Consider the following 21,168-nt stretch of genomic DNA (forward strand, 5'->3'; position numbering starts at 1 on the left):
TCAGTGGTCGTGTTCCAGCACGGCCTGTTCGGCCCCATAGGCGTCGGCCAGGGCGTTCGTCTCGACGAACGTCTCGGGGTCGCCATCGAAGTACAGCTCCCGATTGATGCAGACGATCTCCGTCGCGTGGTTGGTGACGACACCGATGTCGTGTTCGATGAGGACGATGGTGATCCCGGTCGCGTTCAGGTCGTGCAGGAGGTTGTAGAACGCCTCCCGTGACTCGGCGTCGACGCCGACCGTCGGCTCGTCGAGAACGAGCAGGTCAGCCTCTGCAGCCAGCGCGCGGGCAATGAACACCCGCTGTCGCTGCCCACCGGACAGCCGGCCCACTCGGCGCTCTGTCAGGTCGGTCAGGTCCACGCGTTCGAGCGCGTCGTCGATCGCTCGTCGGTCCGCCGACGAGAAGCGACCGACGAGCCGGTGGGGGTACCGACCCATGGTGACAGCTTCGCGGACGGTGACCGGCATGCGACCGGCCTCTTTCGTCGCGTGCTGGGCGACGTAGGCGACCCGTTCGCCGTCGTCGAACGCGTATGCCGGCTCGCCGAACAGTCGAACCGCTCCGCTGTCCGGACGGCGCAGTCCGAGCATGAGTTCGACCAGCGTGGTCTTTCCCGAGCCATTCGGGCCGACGAGGCCGAGGAACGCGCCCGGCTCGATTTCGAGCGAGACGTCGTCGACCACGGGACGGTCGGCGAAGGCATAGGACGCGTTCTCGATTGTCACGACTGCCTCCGAAACCGTCTCCACTGTCGTCCTGTTCATCGCCACTCCCCGAGGTCGACGAAATCCGTCTCGTCGGCCGTCAGCCACTGCGCCAGCAACGAAATCTCGTCCACGTCCGACGGATAGATCGTTCTCCGGGCCGGCCCATCTTCGGACTTGACGACGGTCGACGCCAGTTGCGGTGGCTGGGCACAGTCACGACTGATGACCCAGTCCGGGTCAGTCTCACGTCGATGCGACTCGCACTCACCCGTCATCGTGCGTCGAGTGCCTGCTCCAGGGTAGGGAGGTTGACGTTCTCCATGACTTCGACGTATCCCCACCCTTCGTCAGCCCACTCTTGGGTCTGTCCTGGAATAGGCGTCAGTGGGAGTACCTCCTCGGCATCAGTTTCCGCGACGAGCTGGTTGGCCGCCGTCTGACTTTCCAGCGGGTCCGAACAGACGTACTGGAGGTCGTGTTCGTCGATGATCTGCTGTGCCTGCTCGATGTCCTCCAGCGTCGGCTCGTCGTCCGGCGAGACGCTCGTCAGCGTCTCGACCTCGAACCCGTAGCGAGCGCCGAGATAGCCGAAGGCGTTGTGCCCGGCGACGAAGACGACGTCCTTCGAGGCCCCGTCGAGACTGCTCTGCATCGAACTGTGTAGGTCGTCGAGTTCCTGCTTGTACGCGCTGGCGTTGCTCTCGTACGTGGACGAGTTCCCGCTATCGACGTTCGCAAAGCCCTGCTGAATGTTGTCGACGGCCGTCTTCGCCCGAACCGGGTCGATCCAGAAGTGTGGGTCCATCCCGCCCGAGTGATCGTGGCCGTGTCCGCCGTCGTGGTCGCCGTCACTCTCGTGTTCTCCTTCGGTTTCGTGGCCGCCTTCGCCTTCGTGGCCGTGTTCGCCCTCGTGGTCGTGTCCACCAGCCGTTTCAGTCACTTCTGGCGAGATCGACGTGCCACTCTCGTTCGACAGCGTCGCGCTGAACTCCGAGGGAACGTGCTGGGCGAACAGCACGTAGTGTCCCGCTGACTCGATCTGGAGACGGTAGCTCGTCGTCCCGCTCTCGACGAACTGGAGCGTGTAGAGCGACTCGGAGGACGGCGTGAGTGTCCCACCGGCTTCGACCGACGTGTGTGTGTCGTGACCGCTCTCGTACAGCGAGTGTGCAGTCTCTTCGACGTGGTGGATGCCGTGATCGCCACCTTCCTCAGTCGCGAGAACGGCGAGGTGCATCCGTGGGTCCGGCCCCTGCTCGAACTCGTAGGTGTACGTGCCGGCGTCCAGGTGATACAGGCCAGCCCACTCCCATGGGGTCGAGCCGCCGTGTTTGCCTTCGTGGTCGTGTCCGCTCTCGTCGCTGTGTTCGTCATCGTGACCGTGTTCGTCTTCGCCTTGGTGGCCGTGCTCTCCTTCGTGAGCGTGCCCGGCCTCACGAAGGTCGACACCGGCACTGGCGTTCACGAGGGCGACGTCGGCGTCGTCGGATTCGATCGTCTCGACGATGTCGTCGGCCCACGGCTGGAAGTCCTCCATCCCGTGAACGAACAGGTCCGATTCCAGGACGGTCTGTTGCACTTTCGGCCCCGGTTCCCAGCCGTGTCCGTGCTGGCCCACCGGAACGAGCGTCTCGCCAGTCGCTGTGTCACCAGCCACTTTCGAGGCGAAATCACCGAACACGAAAAACGACGCCTGGGCAGTCGTGCCGCTGGACCCACCACCACCACCCAGACAGCCAGCGAGGGCACTTGCAGCGACTGCTCCGATTCCACCAGTAACGAATCGTCGGCGTGTGTGTTCTGCCATCAATTATTAATACTTGCCGGCTAGGTAATAAGAGCTATGATTATTAACAGCAGTTTTAATAACAGGCTTCGGCCACATGGCGAGATATGTAAGACTCTTGCCTAATCGAGTGAAACAGGAGATGTCGGCTTATTCCTATCTCCACCGCCACAGGCGAGATTCGGGAGTACCTTCTGTCGGATGTTCTCGGCTCCGTTCACGTCGGCATTGGTGACCAGTCCACACTCCTCGCAGACGTACAGCCCGCGCTCTACGCGCTGGCTGTCGTCGGTGGTCCCTCTGAGACAGGTCCATCACCGGTAGCTAATACTGCTTTGCTACCATGGATATTCAGTCAGGCAACAGTCACGGAGATTGTGGCACGGAGCTTCCGCGATTCACTCCCGCCCTGCTCAGTCCTCGGTTCCGACAGAGCGTCGGAACGCTCGTCCTTCGCGGGAAGGGCGGGATTCTCTCGCTGAATCAAGATAGTGCGCGAGGAGACCGCCAGATTCAGATTCATCTCGTTAGACGATAGACGGCGCAACTGAGACAGAGTGCCAGTAGTGTAATTACGACACCGAACCCTGGACCTGTCGTCGTACTCGTTACCGTCGCAGACAGAGTGCTGCCGCTTCGATTCGGCGCCCTTGTCGATATCGTGTTATTCGATTGGGTTGTAGTCGGTGTTGGCGTCACAACCGCTGGATCACGGACGGAAGGCGCGGCAGTGATGGTCTGATTTATCGAGACATTCAGCGAACCGGTCCGATTCACCCGGAACGTCGTCCTCACCGTCTCATTCGCGACTCGGACCGGTTCAACTCCGGAGGCCGCTGGTGTCGCCCCACCGACGTAGACCTGAGCGGCGAAATCGACAATTCGCCCGTGTGTAGCGAAGGTTTCATCCCGAACTTCGACGGTGACGTTTCGGTGGACGCCAGCGCGAAGAGATCGGGTTCCGGCCACGGAACCGGTCCCGTTGGTTGTCGTCGGCCGAAGAACGACTGCACCATCGGCCGGCATCGCAACCCGACGAACGACGACCGTCCCGTTCGTCTGCTGTGGCGCTGGGGTCTCGGCCATGATGCTGGCGGGCCGGTCGCCCTTCCCGAGTCGAATACGCTTCTGGATCAGCCCAGTGAATCCCCGGTGAATCGGGTCGGTAGCGGGATCGAACCCCTCAGCGCCGGCCTCGCGGTGGAGTGCGATCCACACCGTCCGATTGTTGCCCCACTCCGCCCAGATATGCTCGTCGACGGGAATTTCGATGCCCTGTCTGAAAGCGTCGCCTTCGGCGATTGGGACGTGTCCGATAGCCTCGCCTGGACTGCCACCGTTGTCGCGGTGGACCACGAGATACCCCTCGACAAGCGCGGTCGCGCTCTCGACCTTGACCGTTCCGTCGGCCGAAACCTGTGTGTCGACGTCGACCCCGTTGATGTGGGCCAATCCCGGACCGCTCACCACCAGCACTGTCGCGACGAGGAGAAGGGCACAGAAGACCGCATCAAAAAGCGAGCGGCGCATACGGGGCGGTCGGCGTGTCGCCTCTAAAGACTTCTGCCGAGGCTCGCGGGATTCGACGATCGAACCAGTTCACACAAGCCGGAGCGGTCTAATCCGTGTCTATGCATCGACGACGGTTCCTCGCGACGGTCGGCACCCTCTCTGCGCTCTCACTCGCCGGCTGTCAAACGAGCGACGACGCCGGCAGTGGTAACGAGTCAACGATAGACGGATCGGCCACGTCGACTGCGCCACCGACCACCAGCGCGCCCGCGAGCGGGAAGCCCGACGGCATCTATGTCCAGACCTTTCAGGAACGAATGTCGATGCAGGGAATGGCCGAGGCGGGCGATTACGGCTTCGCACTGATGTTCACCGTCCCGCACACGTTCTGGACGGTGACGGGGAACACCGTCTCGAAAGTCGAGCGCGCTCCCGAGGACTCGATACACCAGATGGCGTCGACCTGGGACGCCGAAACGCGCACGGCACTTCCCGAGACCGGGCTCTCCGTCGAAATCAACCGCGACGGGTCGCTCGTCACCGAGGAAGTCATCTATCCGATGCTCTCCCAGCCGATGGGCTTTCACTACGGCGGGAACTTCACGCTTGACGGCGACGGCACCTACACCGTCGAACTGAGCGTCGGCGCGACCAACACTCGGCGGGCCGGCGCGTTCGCTGATCGTCTCAACGAGCCCGCCTCGGCCGAGATCGACCTCGCCTTCACCGACGAATCACGGTCGGAGGTCTCCTCACAGCCCATCGACCAGGGCGGCCAGCCCGGTGCGCTCCGACCGATGGAGATGATGTCGACGCCGAAAGCCACCGCGCCGTCACGCGAGGAAGTGCCAGGGAGCGTTCGCGGGAGCGCCCGCAGCGACGACGCGGATTTCCTCGTGACCGTCCTCGACAGACCGCCAGCCGGAGTCGATGGCAACGGCCAGTACCTCGCCGTCTCCGCCCGGACGCGGTACAACGGGTACGAGCTCCCGGCGATGGCGCTCTCCGGAACCGTGACCCGTGGGAGCGAAACGCTGTTCGATGGTCCGCTCACGCGGACGATCCACCCCGAACTGGGCTATCACTACGGCGCGCCGGTCGAGTCAGTCCAGTCCGGCGACGAACTCGCGCTCTCGGTCGAGACGATCCCACAGGTCGCCCGCCACGAGGGGTACGAGACGGCCTTCCGGCAGTTCGAGGACGTTACCGTGACGCTGTGAACGACTACCGTTTACCTCCGATCTGGACCGTCAGCGACGCTGATTCATCAGTCGCCGAAGCATCTGGAACAGCTCTCGATCAGATGGGTCGGCGGCGTAGACTCTGACGGAATCGACGCCGGAAAGCCCGTGTTCGCCGGACTCGTCACGCTCCCAATAGAGCCACGCGGTTTCCTCTCCGCCGTCGAGTTCTGTCTCGGCGACTGGGAACTCCAGCACGAGCGCCTCGTGACTGTCGCCGTGTCCGCTGTCGACTTCGATCGTTTCGCCATCTCCCATCGGTCGTGCGCCCGAGCCGTCCTCGAGTGCGAACCGCGATCCGAACCGATACCGGACTGCTTCTTCAGTCGGATCGAACGTCACGTGATCGCCATCACCGTTGAGATACTGGGTAGGGTGGACGGCGACTGAGACGGAATCGTGCTCAGCCAGGTCGATGAAGTTGTCCGCGTTTCGTGGCTGGATATCGATATCGAGCTGTACCGGAAAGTGTGCGGCCGCGACACCGGTTAGTAGGGGTGTCGCGACGACCGCTGTGCCAAGTCCCACGCCACCCCTGAGAACCTGCCGTCGGGTCGAACTTCGTATCGACGCGCCGTTGGTTGACTGTCGTGATTGGTTTCTCATGCGACGCATCGCCGTCCGCCCGATGACATCATACTTGTTCTGGTCCACTCGTCGAAAACATACAGTGAATGGCCTCTACGTACTGTTCTCGGGACATGGGAACTGCGGATAGTATTTATTCCCGGGCCGTCATATGTGTTGGCAACGCGGTGCCCAGGACCAATGAGCCTCACCCAGGCAGGCGTGGCGATTGTTCCACTTCACACCGGCTTCTCAGCGGCGCAGGGAGTGGAACTCACGGCGTTCCTGCTGATCGGGCTCCTCGGCGGCGCCCACTGCCTCGGGATGTGCGGACCGCTCGTCACGATGTACGCCCAGCAGTTCTCGACCGGGACCGCCGGCGACTCTGCGACCGACGGGGGCACGGTCGGCGCGACGCCCGTTTCCTTCCGCGAACTCAGACAGCATTTCTTGTTCAACGCGGGACGAACGGTGAGTTACGCCGCGCTGGGCGGGCTGTTCGGGCTCGCTGGCGCGCTGGTGTTCAACGCGGCCGATGCCGTACTGCTGGTGAGCGACACCGTGCAGGCGGTCGTCGGGACGCTCATCGGCCTCGTCATCGTCGCGGCCGGCGTCCGACATCTGCTGGGCGGTGACGGTGGTGCCCACCTCGGCGGCAGCCTGCCGCTGGTCGGCCGGCTCACGGGGCTGTTCGGGGCGCTCCAGGCGCGCACAAACCGGTGGGCGAACGGGCCCGGCATCGTCGGTCTCGGACTCGTTCACGGCCTCTTGCCGTGTCCGTTGCTCTACCCGGCGTACCTCTACGCGTTCGCTCGCGGCGATCCGGTGGCTGGCGTGCTGACGCTCGCCGTCTTGGGGCTCGGGACGTTCCCAACGCTGTTCGTCTATGGAACGATCGTGAACTCGGTCGATGCGACCCACCGTGCCCGTCTTCACCGCGCACTCGGCGTCGCGTTCGTGATCCTCGGCCTGATGCCCATCGCCCACGGTCTGGGCGCATTCGGGGTCCCGATCCCACACGTCGAACCGCCGATCTACCAGCCGCTCGGTGGCTGACGGAGACGCGTGTGGCCTCATCCCGGTGCAACGTCGAAGCGGGCGACGCGGCCGTCTGCGTACATCACGAATACCTCGCCAGCGCCATCACCGTCGACATCGGCGAGGACCGGGTGCGTGAAGATACTGGCCTCGCGCTCGTGTGTCGTCAGCACCGCGCCCGAACGTGGGTCGACGACCGAGACCCGCCCGTCGTTCGTGACGGCGACGATCTCCGGGCGGTCGTTGCCATCGACGTCGCCGACGTCGGGCGGCGGCATCATCTGGACGTCGGCGCTGGTGAGCGTGGTGGTCCACTCCGTCTCACCGGTCGTCGCCGTCAGCGCCGTGAGAACACCGCTCTCGTCGACGGCGTACACTTCGCTGTCGCCGTCACGGTCGCCATCGGTCACGTTGTGAACGGCCGCCAGCGAGCCGAAGTCACGCTGCCATATCGTCCGTCCGTCGCCGTCGATCGTCGCGACGCGCCCGCCCGCTGCCGTCGCGACGACGATTTCAGTGGCCGCGTCGCTGTCGGCCTGGCCGGTCGCCATCCAGGTGATCGAACCTTCGAAGGTCGTCGGCTCCGCCCACGCCCTGTCGCCGTCGTGTTCGAACAGGTGGAGTTCGCCCGCGCTGCCCGCGGCGACCGCGACTTCCTGCCCGCCGTCTCCGTCGAAGTCCGCGACTGCGGGTTGCCCCCACGTGTAGGCATCGAGCGAGCGCTCCCAGACGGTCGTCCCGTCGGGCCGGATCACGGATACGGTCCCACTCACGTCGACCGCGACGATCTCCGGGCGGTCGTCCCCGGTCACGTCGGTAACGAGCGGACGCGTGTACCCATAGTTCGTGAGATTGTACGTGAACTCCACGTCGCCGGTCGCGGGATCGTGTGCGGCGAGTCGCTCCTCCGTCGTGGCCACGAGGACCTCTGCGGTCCCGTCGCCGTCGTAGTCGGCGACGGTCGGATCGGCGACCGAGTGGATGGCACAGTCCGGCGCCGGAATCCCGTCGTCCCACCGCTTCTCACCGGTTGCGCCATCGAGTGCCACGAGCGCGCACCCCGTGGTGTCGCTCCGCCCGCTGACCGGCGCGTACACCAGCCACCCCTCGTTCGCCCGAGCGACTGCCGGCGCGTGGTGATTGCCACCGATGTCACGGTCCGTGCCGCTCACCCACGACATGGTGAGTGATGTCCCGGACGACCGCTCGGTGACCAGCCCACCGACTGCGAGCCCACCGAAGACGACGAAGAGTACCGCGAGCGCGACCAGCGTCCGCGAACGCATGCCCCATATACGCTTTTACCGCGTCTAAAACACTAGCCTTCTCGGCCTGGATTCGAGAACCGAACCAGTGATTCGAGAATCGGACCAGAATCGGCTTTTCAGTGGGTCGACTACGTCGAATCATGAACCGTCGGACGATACTGCGGAGTGGTGGCGTGGTGGTCGGGTCGCTCGGCCTCGCGGGCTGTACTGGGCTTCTGGAAACCGAACAGCGGCCGACCGGACGGATCCCGCCGATCCCGGAGAACAGGCCCGATGGCGTCTACATCCCCAGCCACGTCGAAGGAATGGACATGTCCGGGATGGCTTCGGAGGGCGATTACAAGTTCGGCCTGATGTACAGCTACGCACACCGGTTCTGGAACGTCAACGCGGATTCGGTGTCGCTGACCGAGATCGAGGAGGGTGACGATGTCCACCTGATGACCGTCGTCTGGGACCCCGAAACGAACACGGTCCTGCCCGACACGGGCCTGTCGGTCGAGATCAGCGATGACACCGGCCTCGTCAGCGAGGAGGCCATCTATCCGATGCTCTCCCAGCCAATGGGCTTTCACTACGGCGCGAACTTCGGGCTGAACGGCGAGAAGACCTACACGGTGAAGCTGAGCGTCGGCGCGATGTCGACTCGACGGACCGGCGCGTTCGCCGACCGATTCGCCGAGCCCGCGACCGTCGAGGTCCCCTTCGAGTACAGCGAAAGCGCCAAAAACGAGATTATGCTCAAGCTGATGGAGGAAAGGGCCGCCACTGCGGGTGCGGTCGATCCGATGGGGATGGAGATGATGCCGTCTTCGGCAGCACCGGCCGAGTCCGAGCTGCCGGGCCGCGTCGTCGGAAGCTCGATGAGCAACGACGCCCGGCTGATCGCGACAGTGCTTGACGCCCCGCCAGCGGGAATCGACGGCGACGGGCAGTACCTCGCTGTTTCCGCCCGCACGCGGTACAACCGGATGATCCTGCCCGCGATGGCACTCGATGGAACGGTGGCCCGTGACGGCAAGACGGTCTTCGAAGGCGAACTCGTTCGAACGCTGGACCCAGACCTGAACTACCACTACGGTGCGGTGGTCGACAGCGTTGAATCAGGTGATGAACTCACCCTGTCGGTCACGACCCAACCACAGACAGCCCGTCACGAGGGCTACGAGACGGCCTTTGGCGGGTTGAAGGGTGAGATGCCGGACGTGACGATTACTGTCGAATGAGCGAAAAGGCGTGAGTGAAAATCGAACATACGGCTGGATCCTGGTGGGACTCGTTGTCGTCTCTGTTGCCTGTCTCGTGCTGGTTTCGGGGCTGGCAAGCGGGCACTCTGTCGGCCTGATATACAACCCACCGGCAGTCGCCGACGGAGAACTGTACGTCACCAGTACCGACGGTCACGTCTACGCTCTCGATGACGACGGCGCGCCCCGGTGGACTGTGAATGCGAGTGGTGAAATCACTACGCCGGCGACGGTCGCCGACGATGCGGTCGTATTCGGCACCGCCGACGGACGAGTACTGGCACTGACCCGGGAACTCGGGCACGTCAGCTGGAACCGGCAACTAGCCGGAAGCCGCGTGAACTCCGTCACGGCCGGCGAGAACGGCATCTACGCCGGTGCTGGCTCACAGCTCGTCGCGCTCGACCGGAACGGGAGCGTCGACTGGCGCTACGCGGCGGACGGGTTCGTCGGGACGCCAGTCGTCTCGGGCGACCGCGGGCCATACGTGGCGGCGTCTCGCATCCGGGCGCGCAACGGAACGCTCCACGCGCTCTCGGCGAACGGTAGCGTGCGGTGGACCCGCGACGTCAATGCGACCATCGAACAGCTCTCAGTTGACAACGGCGTAGTGTATCACACCGCCGATGGACGGGTGACAGCGACGGCTGCCAACGGGACGCGGTTGTGGACGGTCGCACTCGAACAGGTGATGGCGCCGCCGTCGGTGCGGAACGGCACAGTCGTCGTCGGCACGATCAGCGGCACCATCGCGGCCATTGAGGCCGGCGAGGTGGTCTGGCGCTATCAGACGGACCTGCCGGTCGCGCCGAGACTAGTCGGTGACACGGTGTACGCGACCACGCCGCGCGGGTTGCACGCCGTCAAGGGCGGCAGCGAGCAGTGGACACGGACCGTGGGCACGACTGTCCTCGCGCCACCGACGGTCGGGGAAAACGTGTATCTCGGGACGCAGGTCAACAGGACGTACGCGGTCACGCACGACGGCGCGTTCGCCTGGATCAACCAGTACAGCACGACGACGGCGGACGTACCGTGGACGGACGATGACGGACCGACGGAGTTCTACAACCCGGCGGGCACGGCGACGCGCGTGGTTGGCCCCGACGGGAGCGTGCGACCCGTGACGCCCGACGAGCCAACCCGGTCCGTACCGATGCCGGTCGGCGGGCTCGGACTCGCGCTGGCCGCGGTCGTCCTCCTGCTCGCCGTCGCGCTCGTCGTCCGGTTCCGGCGGCGCTGAGGGGAGGACACGGAGCGGCACGCTCGGCCGGTGTGCGTTCGAGGCCGTGAGACGCCCGTTAATCGGCATTTCCGGCACCGGTCGTCCAGTCGAGGGCGACGACGCGGCCGTCACCGTAGCGGACCAGCACCTCTGCACGGCTGTCGTCGTCAATGTCGCCGGTCGTCGGGAATGTCCAGACCGGGACCTCCCGTTCGTAAGCCGACAGTTCTGACCCGTCGGTCGCGTCGAGTGCGACGACCGTCCCACTATCCAGTGCGGCGACGAGCTCGGCGCTCCCGTCACCTGACAGGTCTGCGAGGACCGGCGGGTTCACGGTCGCGTCGTCGGTGGTCGTGACGGCCGTACGCCACTCGGTCGCGCCGCTGTCGGCCTCGAGCGCGAGCACGTCACCACCGACGACCCCGGCGTAAAGTTCGACCGTCCCGTCACCGTCGACATCCGTTGCCGTCCGAATCCGGGCATTCGACACCGCACGGCGCCACTCCTGCTCGCCAGTCGCGCCGTCAAACGCCCGGACGGCTGGCGTGCCCGAGGTGAACACCTCGATGGCGGGGTCGTCGTCGACCTGTGCTGCAGCGGTGTACTCGCTGCGGCTCTGCCGATACCACTCTACGGAACCGTCCGCCGCGAGGATAACTGGCCCGCTGTTAGTTCCGAGCAAGATCTCCGGCGCGCCGTCGGCGTCGAAGTCCCGCACGATGGGGGCGGCCCAGACGGTCGGGCGCTGGGCGACTGTCCTATTTAGGTCCGCGCGCCACGCGACCGTTCCGTTCCCGTGAGCGAGGACGACGACGCCGTCGATGTCGCTCGTCACGATCTCGGGGCCGGCGGCGGGACGCACGTCGGCGACCGTCGGCCGGCCGTAGCCGTAACTCGACAGGGGGACGCGCCACTCCTCCCGGCCGTCGGCCGCGCCGTAGGCAACGAGGGCGTCTTCGGTCGATGAGACGACGACCTCGAGCGAGCCGTCGCCGTCGACGTCGCGGATCGCCGGCTCAGTAAGCGCGTGGGTGAAGCAGTCCTCCGGAGGCATTCCCGTCCGCCAGTTTGTCGCGCCATCTACCGGTGCGAGTCGGGTGAGGGCACAAGACGTGTTCGTAATCGGAGTTCCGGCACCGGGCACTTCGGCGACGGGCGCGACGACCACGTCGCCGGCCGGACCGACGCCGACGGCGTGGTGGTTAACGCTGTTGTTTCGGGGGGTATCGCTGACCCACGCCTCGGCGAACGCGCCGCTCCCCGCAGAGGAGCCGAGGCCGAGGAAGACGGCGGCCCCGAGTGCGGCACAGAGGCCCACCAGCACCACCACGGTCCGGAGTCGCATAGTCGTGGCTTCGTCCACGGACGCTTCAGTCTGCCCGTCTCCTGCCGGGATTCGAGAACCAAACCACTGGTGACTTGAGTTGGCAACGACTAGCGACAGCCAATGGCACGAGGGCGATACGTACCGTGGCCGGCCGCCGTCGCCGTCGCGGTGCTCGCGCTCGCCACGGGGCCGGGGGTCGCCAGCGCTCACGAAGTGGCTGGCTCCCGTTTCGACGCCCCGCTCCCACTCTGGCTCCTGCTGGCCGGTGCCGGCGCGACGGTCGCACTGACCGCGCTGTGGCTCGCCGTCACGGAGCGGTCGGTCCGGACGGCCGACGACCGGTCCCCGTCCGGACCGTCGCCACTCTTGACGGTCGACAGTCGAGTGAATCGCGGCCTCCAGGTGGTCGCCGGCGCGGCCTTCTTCGCCGGCTTCGTCGTGACGCTGGTGGTGGGCTTCACCGGCCGGCAGGTCGCGGCGGAGAACTTCGCGACCGTGTTCGCCTGGCCGGTCTGGTTCCGTGGACTCGCGCTGGTCGCGGTCGTCGTCGGTTCGGTCTGGCCGGCCCTCTCCCCGTGGCGGCACCTCTACCGTGGCCTCTGTCGCCTGGAGGGACGGCAACTCGCGGTCGTCGGGTCGTACCCCTCGCTGCTCGGCCACTGGCCTGCCCTCGTCGGCTTCCTCGCCCTCGTCGGTGTCGTCGAGAACCTGACGGTCGTCCCGCGTTCGCCAGCGCTGACGGCAGGACTGGTCGCGGGCTACGCGCTGGTGATGCTGTTGGGTGCCGTCGCGTTCGGGCCGGCCTGGTTCGACCACGCCGACCCGCTCGGCGTGTTCTATCGGCTGTTCGGGCGTGTCGCTGGTATTCGGCTCTCCCGCACCGACGCCGGCGACCTGGCCGTCCGGGTCCGCCCACCGTGGCGGAACTGTCGGCGCCCGGTCGCGGGCCTCGCGCTCGTTGCATTCGTCGTCGCAGCGGTCTACACTGTCAGTTTCGACGGGTTCACCGACACGCGACTCTACCAGACCGTCCTGTTCGGCACCCGCGACGCGCTCGGGCTGGGCCGGCCGACGAGTATCCTCCTGTATCTCGTCGGTCTCGCCGGGTTCGTCGGCGCGTTCCTCGCGACGGGCCTGCTGTGTGACGCCTTCGGCGCGACCGGGAGCGAGCGGACCGCCGTCGCGGCCGACGGCGGCAGTCGCGTCGACTGGCGAGGGGCGGCCCGGCAGTTCGCCCCGACGGTGCTCCCCATCGCGGCGGCCTACGAGGTTGCACACAACTATCCCTACGTGCTCCGCAACACCGCCCGCCTGCTGGGGATCGCCGCCGAACCGCTCGGTGTCGCCGTCGGCGCGGTCGAGCCGCTGGGCTGGCTGTCACTCCCCCTGTTCTGGGGCTCGCAGGCGGTGTTGATTGTCGTCGGGCACGTCGTCGCGGTCGTCGCGGCCCACCGCGTCGCGTCCGATCGGTACCCCTCGCTGTCGGCCGTGCGGCGTGGCCATCTCCCACTGGTCGTGTTGATGATCGGCTACACAGTGCTTTCACTATGGATCGTCTCCCGGCCTGTCGTCGCCGGCTGAGTCGCCGTGACAGGCCGATCCCTGTTGGGACCGAAGGGCTCTAACCAGAACGATACGAACACGATTATAATGACTGGCGTCACTCTCCACAGCGTGCCGACCGCCGGGCCGCTCGTGCTGTGGGTCCTCGTGACCGTCGCCGCGCTGGGCGCGGCCACCCTGCTCGGGGTCGCGTTCGCGGCGTTCGTCAGGCGACGGTCGCGTCCGTACATGTTGCTCGTCGCCGCCTTTGCGGCACTGTTCGGCCGGTCCATTCTAGTTCCTGTCACGGAGATGGGGATGCTCTCGCCGGCCTCCCACCACCTCGCCGAACACGCCATCGATGTGGTGCTCGTCGCGCTCGTCGTCGCCGCGGTTTACTACGCCCGGAGCGTCTCGCCGGAGGTGCCGGCGTCGTGAGCCACCACCGCGACCGCATCCGGGAAGCCGTCGCCACGGACCCGGGGATTCACTTCAACGCCCTCACCCGTCGACTCGACCTCGCACCCGGCCAGGTGCAGTACCACCTGAAGCGACTCGACGACGCCGACGAGGTCGTCGAAGAACAGCTGTACGGACGCACCCACTACTACACACCCGAGTACGGCGTCTGGGAGCGGGAGGCAATCGCTGTCCTGCGCCGCGAGACGGCCCGAGACGTCGTCTTCTGCCTGCTGGCGGGCGATCACGACACCCCAGCCGCCGTCGCCGACGAGCTGGCGATCGCCCGCAGCACGCTGGAGTGGCACCTCGACCACCTCGTCGAGCAGGACCTCCTCGTGAAAGAACGCGACGCCAACAACCGCGTCACGCTCGTGCTCACGAAGCCCGAGGAGACCGCCGCGATGCTCAACGAGATCGAACCGTCTGTCCCAGAGCGATTCGTCGACCGCTTTACGCGTCTCGTCGACGGGTTCCTCTACGACGCCTCCAGGTCGTCGTAGGCCGATCACTCTATCCACGTGCGACCGTGACGGGCCGCTCCCCGAGACGGCTACACTGGAGCGACCACGAACAACTGTCCCACGCCCGCGAGGACGAGCGCGACGCCGGCGACGCGGTTGAGCGTCGACCGCCGGCCGGCGAGCCAGTTCAGCAGGGCGTCGCGGCCGACGGCGACGGCGACGGTCGCCCCGAGGACGAGCACGCCGAACCCGGCGGTGTAGGCCCCGAGCACGACCGCCGCATGGACTGACGGCGCTGTGAACGCCCGGACGCCGATGGCGAGAAAGAGCGGGGCGACACAGCCCGCGGCTGCGACCGCGTAGAGGTTCCATCGGATGTCCATGCAGGGGCTCCTAATGATAGTGTGTTAATTTTTCATTAGTGGGTTACACGAACGCGTACTTTGATAGCTGAGTACATCTCAAGAGTTCCTTCGGTGCTAGATAAGCGGTTCAACACGACCTAGCCTTCCGTGCATTAGACCCGTTTCGGGCTCGGATAAAATGTGTAGTTCCATTCAACAATCGTATAATATATGTATATTGGTACAATAGTAATTGTTCGTAAAGATAAAAATTCTGATATTTATGTCCGTGATCGTGTGTGCGGACCACCTCGAGTTCTGTGGTGGGTTTTGACAACTTCCGACCGCGATGTGAACCGCCGACGAACGGAGGTTCAACTGGGCCACCGTCGGTGAGTACCTCGTGCGTCTCGACAACGGCGCTTCGGCTAAGTGGATTGTCTGCCTCGGTGACCAGCTCGGCATCAGCCTCCCCCCGTGAAGTACTCGTCGCAACGGAGAAAACAAGTGACTCAATAGGCCAGTTAGGCTAATCCGGAAAACGGTGAGTCGTCGGCTATCTGATTCACGTCGAACGCGTCGCGTACGCGAGCGTGTAGTAATCTCTCTCACCGAGTTCGTCCGGATCGTCAGTGATGAGTGGGTCCTCATCGTCCATGAACAGTCGCCGTCCGAACGTCACGTCGTAGCCCGCAGCGGTGAGTTTCTCGTGGATCGTGGATGTGTCGGTGACTTTGAACAGGATCATGCGTTCGGGACCTGTCGGCGCAGCGCCGTCGGCAGCCTCACGCAGACAGAGTTCCTCGCCGGCCTCGATATCGACGCCGAAGACCGAGGCGAACGCCGTCACAGAGCTGACGCCCGGAACGACCTCGACATCGACATCCGAATGCTCCCGTTCCAGCGTCCGGCGAAGATGTCCAAACGTCGAGTAGATACAGGGGTCGCCGAGCGTCACGAACGCCGCATCGGCGTCGAGCGCAGTCGGCGCGACAGCGTCAGCCGCCTCTCGCCATGCACGACGGAGTTCCTCGGGATCGCGCGTCATGGGAAAGTCCAGATCACCGAGTTTGGATTCTGCGACGTACTCCCGAGCAACTCGCCGGGAGAGTCGTCCGGGCGTGTACACGACCGGGACATCTTCGAGCACGCGCTTGCCCCGAACGGTGAGCAGGTCCGCTGCACCGGGACCGAGGCCGATACCGTACAGCGTCATCCCGTCTCACTCCCGTGGAGGTGTCGCGTCGCGAGTCCAGCGAGGTGCGGCGCTTCCGGGACGATGATGTCGCGTGACGCCAGCCGAACCGCATTGACGCTTCCGGGGAGAACGAACACGGGCACGTTCTGGACGATGCCGGCGGTCGCCCGCGTGGCGATGGCACGGGTCCCGACCTCGTCCCACGAGAGCCGATGGAACGCTTCCGCGAAGCCGCCCAGTTCTCTGTCGAACAGATCGGCTGCGGCAGTGGGTGTCACGTCGTCGATGGTCACGCCGGTGCCACCGGTCGTCACGACGACATCCACCTCGTCGCGACCGACGAACTCGCCGAGTGTCGCCTGCACCGCCGCATAGTCGTCGGAAATCAACGTGCGGGCCGTCACGATATGGTCTGATCGCTGAAACACGTCCGCGATACAGTCACCGCTTGGATCCGTCGGGGCCTTGCTGACCGTGGCCTCTCGTGAGGACGAGACAGTCACTATCCCCACACCGAGCGGGTCGACGATGTCGTGGTCATCGGCGTCGGTACCTCGCCGGTCGTCTTGGGCCGGCAGCGTCCTGTTCTGAAGACTCATACCGTCGTCACACCCCATTTGTCGACATCGGCGTCGAAGACGAGTTCTTCCTCGGCACGGCCAGGGAACGGGCTCTCGTAGCGCTCCCAGTCCTCGTCCATCTCGGCGTCGGTCAGCAGACACTCGTCGAGCGAGTTCCGAATCGCGGTTTCGTCGAGGTCGTGACCGATGAACACGAGGTCAATCTCGCGGTCCCCCCACTCTTCGTCCCAGTTGAGGTCAGGCCTGGCTTCGCGGTACGCCTCCCGCCGAAATTCCGGCATGGTCGCGGCCCACTGGCCGTTGACGTCCAGTTGAACCTGCGTGCCGGCGAGGTTACAGTTGAGCGCGTGTCGCTCTCTGCCGGCGACCCACATGAGTCCCTTCGCGCGGACCACGTCGGCGGGAACGTCTGAGAGCCAGTCGACCAGTCGCTCGGGGTGGAACGGTCGCTGCCGACCGTAGCTACAGGAGGTCAGCCCGAACTCTTCGGGCGGGTGAAGGTGATCATCGTGGTCGTGTTCTTCGTGACTGTGTCCGCCGTGGTCGTGACTGTCTCCGTCCTCGTGGCCGTGCGAGCCGTGGCTGTTCCCGTCTCCGTCATCAGCCTCTTGTTGGTGATACTCATGTGCTTGTTGCCAGCCTGCGCTGCCACGTACCCGGTCAAGATCGAATCGTCCCACCTCGAGGAGCACGCTTGGGTCGACCCGTCCGCGTTCGGTTACCTCGATGTCTGCCTGTGGCTGTAAGGCTTGGATCACGGACTCGACGTCGCCCAGCTCGGCGTCCGTGACGAGATCTATTTTGTTGAGTAAGACCAGATCACAGAACTCGACCTGTTCGGCCAGCAGGTCCGAGAGCGGCTTCGCGTCCTCGGTCACCTCCGTGATTTCCTCGCCGGCAACGAACACGTCGTGAAACAGCGCAGCGTCGACGACGGTGACGATGGTATCGAGGTCGTAGTGAAACGCTGCCTGACGATTGCTTCGCACTGTCTGTGCGACTTCTGCGGGGTTGCTCATCCCCGACGGTTCGACGACGAGCGCGTCGAATGCGGCCGTCTTGGCCAGTTCGACGATCGTCTGGCCGAACTCGTTGGCGAGCCCACAGCAAATGCACCCATTCGAGAGTTCTGTCACGGTGGTCTCGTCGTCGTCGAGCGTGACCTGCCGTTCGACGAGTGCAGCATCCACGTTCACCTCGCCCATGTCGTTGACGAGCACCGCGATGTCGCGTTCTTCGGGCGCGGTTTCGAGCAGGTGGTTCAGCGTCGTCGTTTTTCCGGCACCGAGCCCACCGGAGAGGATCGAGACTGGAATATCGGATGCCGACATCGCTACTGGTCTGCGAGCGCCAGTTCCCGCTGGAGGTCAGGTGCGAACGGGTCGACGTAGTCGCTCCAGTCCGCGTCCATCTCCGCGTCGGAGAGCAGACACTCGTCGAGAAGCTCGACCAGTTGCTCCTCGTCGACATCGCGGCCGATGAAGACGAGTTCGGTGCCCCGATCGCCCCACTGGTCGTCCCACTCGTCTTTGATCTGGGGACGCGCAGAGAAGTACCGCTGCTGTTGGGCTTCGGGGAGTGTCGCGATCCACTGGCCTTTCGGTCCGGCACGCACGGACTGGCCGGCCTTATCGAGTCCCATCGCCACGTCTTCGCGACCGGCCGACCAGAAAAAGCCCTTGGCACGAATCACGCTGTCCGGGAGTTCCGCGAGCGTCCGGGCGATTCGCTCAGGGTGGAACGGCCGCCGACGCTCGTAGACGAACGAACTCACACCGTGTTCCTCGGCAGCGGCATCGTGATGGTGGCCGTGCTGGAGTTCCTGTTTCCAGCCAGCGGACTGGCTCACCTGCTCGAAGTCGAAGCGTCCAGTCCCGAGAATCTGCTCGGCTGGGACTTCCCCGTGCTCCGTTCGGATGATTTCCGCCTGCGGTTGGAGTGTCTCGATGACGGCCTCGATCTCGTCCAGTTCGTCCTCAGGCACCAGGTCGCACTTGTTCAATAGCAGCACGTCACAGAACTCGATCTGATCCATGAGGACTTCTTCCGGAACGCGGTTGTCGTCGGGTTCCAAATCGTCGTCGGTCAGTACCTGACCCGACTCGAAGCCCTGCCAGAAGCTGTGGGCGTCGACGACGCTCACCATCGTATCGAGTTCGTACACGCCCGTCGGGTCGAACGAGGCGTCCTCGAAGCCCTGTGCGAACGTCTGTGCGACCGGAATCGGTTCACTGATTCCCGACGATTCGACGAGCAGATAATCGAACTCACGGGTTTCAGCGAGCCGACCGACCTCGTCGAGCATGTCACCGCGCAGCCGGCAGCAGATACACCCGTTCGACATCTCGATGACCTCTTCGTCTTCCTGAGAGAGGTCGGATTCCTGTTCGACGAGATCGGCGTCGACGTTCACCTCACCCATGTCGTTGACGAGGACTGCCGCGTCGAGTTCGTGGTCGGTGTTCAGGACGTGGTTGAGCGTCGTCGTCTTGCCCGCCCCGAGGCTCCCGCTCAAAACCGTCACTGGAATCGGATCGGAGTTATCGGTACTCATAGCCACAGATATGAAATCTACACACTTGAATATTAGTTATTACGAAATTAGAGTAAGGTATTAATAATCCTGAGTGCTGGGTCAGGTACGTCTAACGAGCGAGATATTGACGCGACCGACCGCGTCGAAATCACGGAGATCGTACAGGAGGCTCCGTATTTGGGCAGCATCCCCCTGGCAAAACACCGTTTCGAGACACCAGTCTCCCTCGTGTACGTGACTGGTCGACGCGATGATATCCTCGTACTCGTGTTGCACGCCATGGATGTCCTCGATGATTCGCTCGTGTTCGTAATCGAACGCGAGGACGGCGACGACTGTGCCGTCGATTGATTCAAGCGCGGTGTGTGACTCGATATACTCCGTCATCGACTCACGGACCGCCCGCGAGCGTGAGTCGTACCCTTCTCGCTGCCACGTGGCATCGAATTCGTCGAGCAGTTCCTCCGGGATATTGAAGCTGGTGCGCATCGCTGTTGTTAAATCTGGTACTCAGTATAATATTTCTTCATAGTCTCGGAGTGGTGTTACATAATCCAGAAAACCGTGCTAACAGCCCTTATACACCCAGAATCCATAGAATAGGGTGCAATGTGCCACTGCTTTGAAGCTGTGACGGAACTGACCGATGAAGAGCGACGCGAACTCATCGAGGAGCACTCGGAACGGGAACTCCGAGATGCGTACTCGGATGACGAACTCGACGCGCTGGGGATTGCAGCGTAGTGCGCCTCACAACGTTGGCCGTTGAATCGAATCGACAGGAAACAGCGAGTATTCGACCTGCACGTCTTCGTTGGTCGCTTGGATGTCGCGGACGAACTCCGAAACAGTCGCCAGTTCCCCCTCGATGATGAACGTCTCGACACATCCCTGATCGCCACAGATACAACTGTGTGAGTTCGACCGGACGGCACTCGCGTGTGTGTGCCGAAGCTCAGTCATCTTCGTCTCCACAGCCGGGCTGTCGTAGGGAAACAGCGCGCTCACGATCGCCACTAAGTCTCGGTCTTCGAGCGAGGGCTCCCGGAACTCCTGTACCAGTTTTCGTCCGGCTTCTCGAAAGACTTCACTCCGCCCAGAATAGTCGTGTGTCTCCACAATGTCGTCGATTTCCTCAAGGAGATCCTCCGGCATGGAGACGCTGACGATTCCCATATCATAAATTTGGACGCCGATATAATAAAATCTGTTATTACACAACTCAGTATTGATATTACCGTCTCGTCTGGCCACCGATCGTGTGCGGGGGCTCACCCGGTCGCCGGACGCGGTTGTTACTCAGCAGGGATAATTTAACAATCCAGAATAAGAAAAGCGGGCGAATTATAACAACTCGTTTTATGATGTCGCGGCTAAGATAATAATGCAATGGCATACGCGTGTTCCACCTGCGACGCAGAGTTCCAGAGTGCAGCCGGTGTCACCCAGCACGTGGCACTTCACCACAACACCTGTGCGGAATGTAACGAGGAATTCGACGAGGCTGATCAGCTCCGCGAACATATCCACGAGTCGCACTGAATCGCCCGAGGCTAGCGACGATTTTTTCGCGGTATAATACATCGACAGTGCCAGATACCACTCCTTAGTAATATTGCTGAAGATATTAATATCTCGCTCACGAAACGGGAAGTAGATGAGCTACACGAAGACCAACTACGAAGACATCGACAAAGTCTCGGACGCGATGCACTTCCTGCGAGAGCCACTGGAGTGCCGACAGGTTGGTATTACCATCGCTCGCTGTGAGCCCGGCTGGAGTTCACAGCCACACGATCACACCGAAGACGAACACGAAGAAGTGTACGTGTTGATCACTGGGTCGGCGACCGTTCGTGTCGATGACGAGGACGTTTCCATGGAGAGCGGTGATGCGGTCTCGATTCCCCCAGCGGCAACGCGACAGATCCGGAACGGCGACGAGGAAAGCGCGTTCGTCCTCGTGAGTGCACCGAGCGATAGTGACGACAGTGCTGATGGTAGTCCTTCGTGGCGATTGAGTGGGTTTCAGGGGTGAAATCAATGGATACCAATATTACCGTGTCGACTGCAAAACGAGGACAATGGAGAGACCCAATTCCGTCACGATATTGGTTTCTCA

Annotated in this window: 24 protein-coding genes and 2 pseudogenes; 11 read left to right on the forward strand and 15 right to left on the reverse strand. The window is 63.7% G+C overall.

Annotated features, from left to right (window positions below):
• The 5 genes and pseudogenes from MUG96_RS23600 to MUG96_RS23620 all read right to left on the reverse strand — a co-directional run bounded on the left by MUG96_RS23600 (position 1) and on the right by MUG96_RS23620 (position 4,027).
• On the reverse strand, positions 1 to 768 hold the full coding sequence (locus MUG96_RS23600) for a metal ABC transporter ATP-binding protein (protein ID WP_246989606.1): 768 nt from the start codon (positions 766 to 768) through the stop codon (positions 1 to 3).
• A complete protein-coding gene (locus tag MUG96_RS23605; protein WP_246989607.1) occupies positions 765 to 986 on the reverse strand; it encodes a DUF7511 domain-containing protein in 222 nt (73 codons plus the stop codon). Before MUG96_RS23605 ends, MUG96_RS23600 begins: the two co-directional genes overlap by 4 nt.
• Positions 983 to 2,518, reverse strand: a complete 1,536-nt coding sequence (locus MUG96_RS23610; protein ID WP_246989608.1) for a metal ABC transporter solute-binding protein, Zn/Mn family — start codon at positions 2,516 to 2,518, stop codon at positions 983 to 985. The genes MUG96_RS23605 and MUG96_RS23610 overlap by 4 nt, the downstream gene beginning before the upstream one ends.
• A 131-nt stretch (positions 2,519 to 2,649) precedes the next feature.
• Positions 2,650 to 2,796: pseudogene (locus tag MUG96_RS23615) on the reverse strand (zinc ribbon domain-containing protein); the annotation flags it as partial.
• A gap of 220 nt (positions 2,797 to 3,016) precedes the next feature.
• Positions 3,017 to 4,027: a DUF7282 domain-containing protein gene (locus MUG96_RS23620; protein WP_246989609.1), complete on the reverse strand. Its 1,011-nt coding sequence runs from the start codon at positions 4,025 to 4,027 to the stop codon at positions 3,017 to 3,019.
• 101 nt (positions 4,028 to 4,128) lie between these two features.
• Here MUG96_RS23620 and MUG96_RS23625 point away from each other — a divergent pair, with 101 nt between their 5' ends.
• A complete protein-coding gene (locus MUG96_RS23625) occupies positions 4,129 to 5,229 on the forward strand; it encodes an iron transporter (protein WP_246989610.1) in 1,101 nt (366 codons plus the stop codon).
• 30 nt (positions 5,230 to 5,259) lie between these two features.
• Here MUG96_RS23625 and MUG96_RS23630 read toward each other — a convergent pair whose 3' ends face one another.
• On the reverse strand, positions 5,260 to 5,778 hold the full coding sequence (locus MUG96_RS23630; RefSeq protein WP_246989611.1) for a hypothetical protein: 519 nt from the start codon (positions 5,776 to 5,778) through the stop codon (positions 5,260 to 5,262).
• A gap of 240 nt (positions 5,779 to 6,018) precedes the next feature.
• Here MUG96_RS23630 and MUG96_RS23635 point away from each other — a divergent pair, with 240 nt between their 5' ends.
• Positions 6,019 to 6,873, forward strand: a complete 855-nt coding sequence (locus tag MUG96_RS23635; RefSeq protein ID WP_246989612.1) for a sulfite exporter TauE/SafE family protein — start codon at positions 6,019 to 6,021, stop codon at positions 6,871 to 6,873.
• Between the two features lie 17 nt (positions 6,874 to 6,890).
• On the opposite strand, the gene MUG96_RS23640 is transcribed toward MUG96_RS23635, so the two are convergent.
• Positions 6,891 to 8,141 carry an FG-GAP-like repeat-containing protein gene (locus tag MUG96_RS23640; protein ID WP_246989613.1) on the reverse strand — a complete coding sequence of 417 codons (1,251 nt, stop codon included), beginning with the start codon at positions 8,139 to 8,141 and terminating at the stop codon, positions 6,891 to 6,893.
• 122 nt (positions 8,142 to 8,263) lie between these two features.
• Here MUG96_RS23640 and MUG96_RS23645 point away from each other — a divergent pair, with 122 nt between their 5' ends.
• Positions 8,264 to 9,349 (forward strand): DUF7350 domain-containing protein, encoded by a 1,086-nt coding sequence (locus tag MUG96_RS23645; RefSeq protein ID WP_246989614.1) that lies wholly within the window; start codon positions 8,264 to 8,266, stop codon positions 9,347 to 9,349.
• 43 nt (positions 9,350 to 9,392) lie between these two features.
• Positions 9,393 to 10,613: an outer membrane protein assembly factor BamB family protein gene (locus tag MUG96_RS23650; RefSeq protein WP_246989615.1), complete on the forward strand. Its 1,221-nt coding sequence runs from the start codon at positions 9,393 to 9,395 to the stop codon at positions 10,611 to 10,613.
• Between the two features lie 58 nt (positions 10,614 to 10,671).
• Here MUG96_RS23650 and MUG96_RS23655 read toward each other — a convergent pair whose 3' ends face one another.
• Positions 10,672 to 11,940 (reverse strand): outer membrane protein assembly factor BamB family protein, encoded by a 1,269-nt coding sequence (locus tag MUG96_RS23655; RefSeq protein WP_246989616.1) that lies wholly within the window; start codon positions 11,938 to 11,940, stop codon positions 10,672 to 10,674.
• Positions 11,941 to 12,042: 102 nt separating this feature from the next.
• Between MUG96_RS23655 and MUG96_RS23660 the strand changes: the two genes are divergently transcribed.
• From MUG96_RS23660 to MUG96_RS23670, 3 genes are all read left to right on the forward strand, one after another.
• Positions 12,043 to 13,503 carry a hypothetical protein gene (locus MUG96_RS23660; RefSeq protein ID WP_246989617.1) on the forward strand — a complete coding sequence of 487 codons (1,461 nt, stop codon included), beginning with the start codon at positions 12,043 to 12,045 and terminating at the stop codon, positions 13,501 to 13,503.
• Between the two features lie 69 nt (positions 13,504 to 13,572).
• A complete protein-coding gene (locus MUG96_RS23665) occupies positions 13,573 to 13,902 on the forward strand; it encodes a DUF7471 family protein (RefSeq protein ID WP_246989618.1) in 330 nt (109 codons plus the stop codon).
• Positions 13,899 to 14,426, forward strand: a complete 528-nt coding sequence (locus MUG96_RS23670; RefSeq protein WP_246989619.1) for a winged helix-turn-helix transcriptional regulator — start codon at positions 13,899 to 13,901, stop codon at positions 14,424 to 14,426. The genes MUG96_RS23665 and MUG96_RS23670 overlap by 4 nt, the downstream gene beginning before the upstream one ends.
• Before the next feature lie 50 nt (positions 14,427 to 14,476).
• Here MUG96_RS23670 and MUG96_RS23675 read toward each other — a convergent pair whose 3' ends face one another.
• Entirely contained in the window at positions 14,477 to 14,770 is a 294-nt protein-coding gene (locus MUG96_RS23675) for a hypothetical protein (protein ID WP_246989620.1), read from the reverse strand.
• 247 nt (positions 14,771 to 15,017) lie between these two features.
• Here MUG96_RS23675 and MUG96_RS24380 point away from each other — a divergent pair.
• Positions 15,018 to 15,206 (forward strand): annotated as a pseudogene (locus MUG96_RS24380) (type IV toxin-antitoxin system AbiEi family antitoxin domain-containing protein); the annotation flags it as partial.
• A 90-nt stretch (positions 15,207 to 15,296) separates the two neighbouring features.
• Here the strand turns inward: MUG96_RS24380 and MUG96_RS23685 are convergent.
• From MUG96_RS23685 to MUG96_RS23705, 5 genes are all read right to left on the reverse strand, one after another.
• Positions 15,297 to 15,947 (reverse strand): cobalt-factor II C(20)-methyltransferase, encoded by a 651-nt coding sequence (locus MUG96_RS23685; RefSeq protein WP_246989621.1) that lies wholly within the window; start codon positions 15,945 to 15,947, stop codon positions 15,297 to 15,299.
• Positions 15,944 to 16,528, reverse strand: coding sequence for a MogA/MoaB family molybdenum cofactor biosynthesis protein (locus MUG96_RS23690; RefSeq protein ID WP_246989622.1), 585 nt, complete (start codon positions 16,526 to 16,528; stop codon positions 15,944 to 15,946). Before MUG96_RS23690 ends, MUG96_RS23685 begins: the two co-directional genes overlap by 4 nt.
• On the reverse strand, positions 16,525 to 17,841 hold the full coding sequence (locus MUG96_RS23695; protein WP_246989623.1) for a CobW family GTP-binding protein: 1,317 nt from the start codon (positions 17,839 to 17,841) through the stop codon (positions 16,525 to 16,527). The genes MUG96_RS23690 and MUG96_RS23695 overlap by 4 nt, the downstream gene beginning before the upstream one ends.
• A gap of 2 nt (positions 17,842 to 17,843) precedes the next feature.
• Positions 17,844 to 19,064: a GTP-binding protein gene (locus tag MUG96_RS23700; protein WP_246989624.1), complete on the reverse strand. Its 1,221-nt coding sequence runs from the start codon at positions 19,062 to 19,064 to the stop codon at positions 17,844 to 17,846.
• A gap of 81 nt (positions 19,065 to 19,145) precedes the next feature.
• A complete protein-coding gene (locus MUG96_RS23705; protein WP_246989625.1) occupies positions 19,146 to 19,535 on the reverse strand; it encodes a CopG family ribbon-helix-helix protein in 390 nt (129 codons plus the stop codon).
• A 120-nt stretch (positions 19,536 to 19,655) separates the two neighbouring features.
• On the opposite strand from MUG96_RS23705, the gene MUG96_RS24200 reads away from it, so the two are divergent.
• Positions 19,656 to 19,790, forward strand: a complete 135-nt coding sequence (locus MUG96_RS24200) for a hypothetical protein (protein WP_256465464.1) — start codon at positions 19,656 to 19,658, stop codon at positions 19,788 to 19,790.
• A gap of 6 nt (positions 19,791 to 19,796) precedes the next feature.
• Here MUG96_RS24200 and MUG96_RS23710 read toward each other — a convergent pair whose 3' ends face one another.
• A complete protein-coding gene (locus tag MUG96_RS23710) occupies positions 19,797 to 20,222 on the reverse strand; it encodes a CopG family ribbon-helix-helix protein (protein WP_246989626.1) in 426 nt (141 codons plus the stop codon).
• A 213-nt stretch (positions 20,223 to 20,435) separates the two neighbouring features.
• Here MUG96_RS23710 and MUG96_RS24235 point away from each other — a divergent pair, with 213 nt between their 5' ends.
• Together MUG96_RS24235 and MUG96_RS23715 are read left to right on the forward strand one after the other, a co-directional pair.
• A complete protein-coding gene (locus tag MUG96_RS24235) occupies positions 20,436 to 20,588 on the forward strand; it encodes a C2H2-type zinc finger protein (protein ID WP_308220126.1) in 153 nt (50 codons plus the stop codon).
• Positions 20,589 to 20,703: 115 nt separating this feature from the next.
• A complete protein-coding gene (locus MUG96_RS23715; protein WP_246989627.1) occupies positions 20,704 to 21,084 on the forward strand; it encodes a cupin domain-containing protein in 381 nt (126 codons plus the stop codon).
• Positions 21,085 to 21,168: the final 84 nt, after the last annotated feature.

The organism is Halorientalis marina, assembly GCF_023028345.1.
GTDB lineage: Archaea > Halobacteriota > Halobacteria > Halobacteriales > Haloarculaceae > Halorientalis > Halorientalis marina.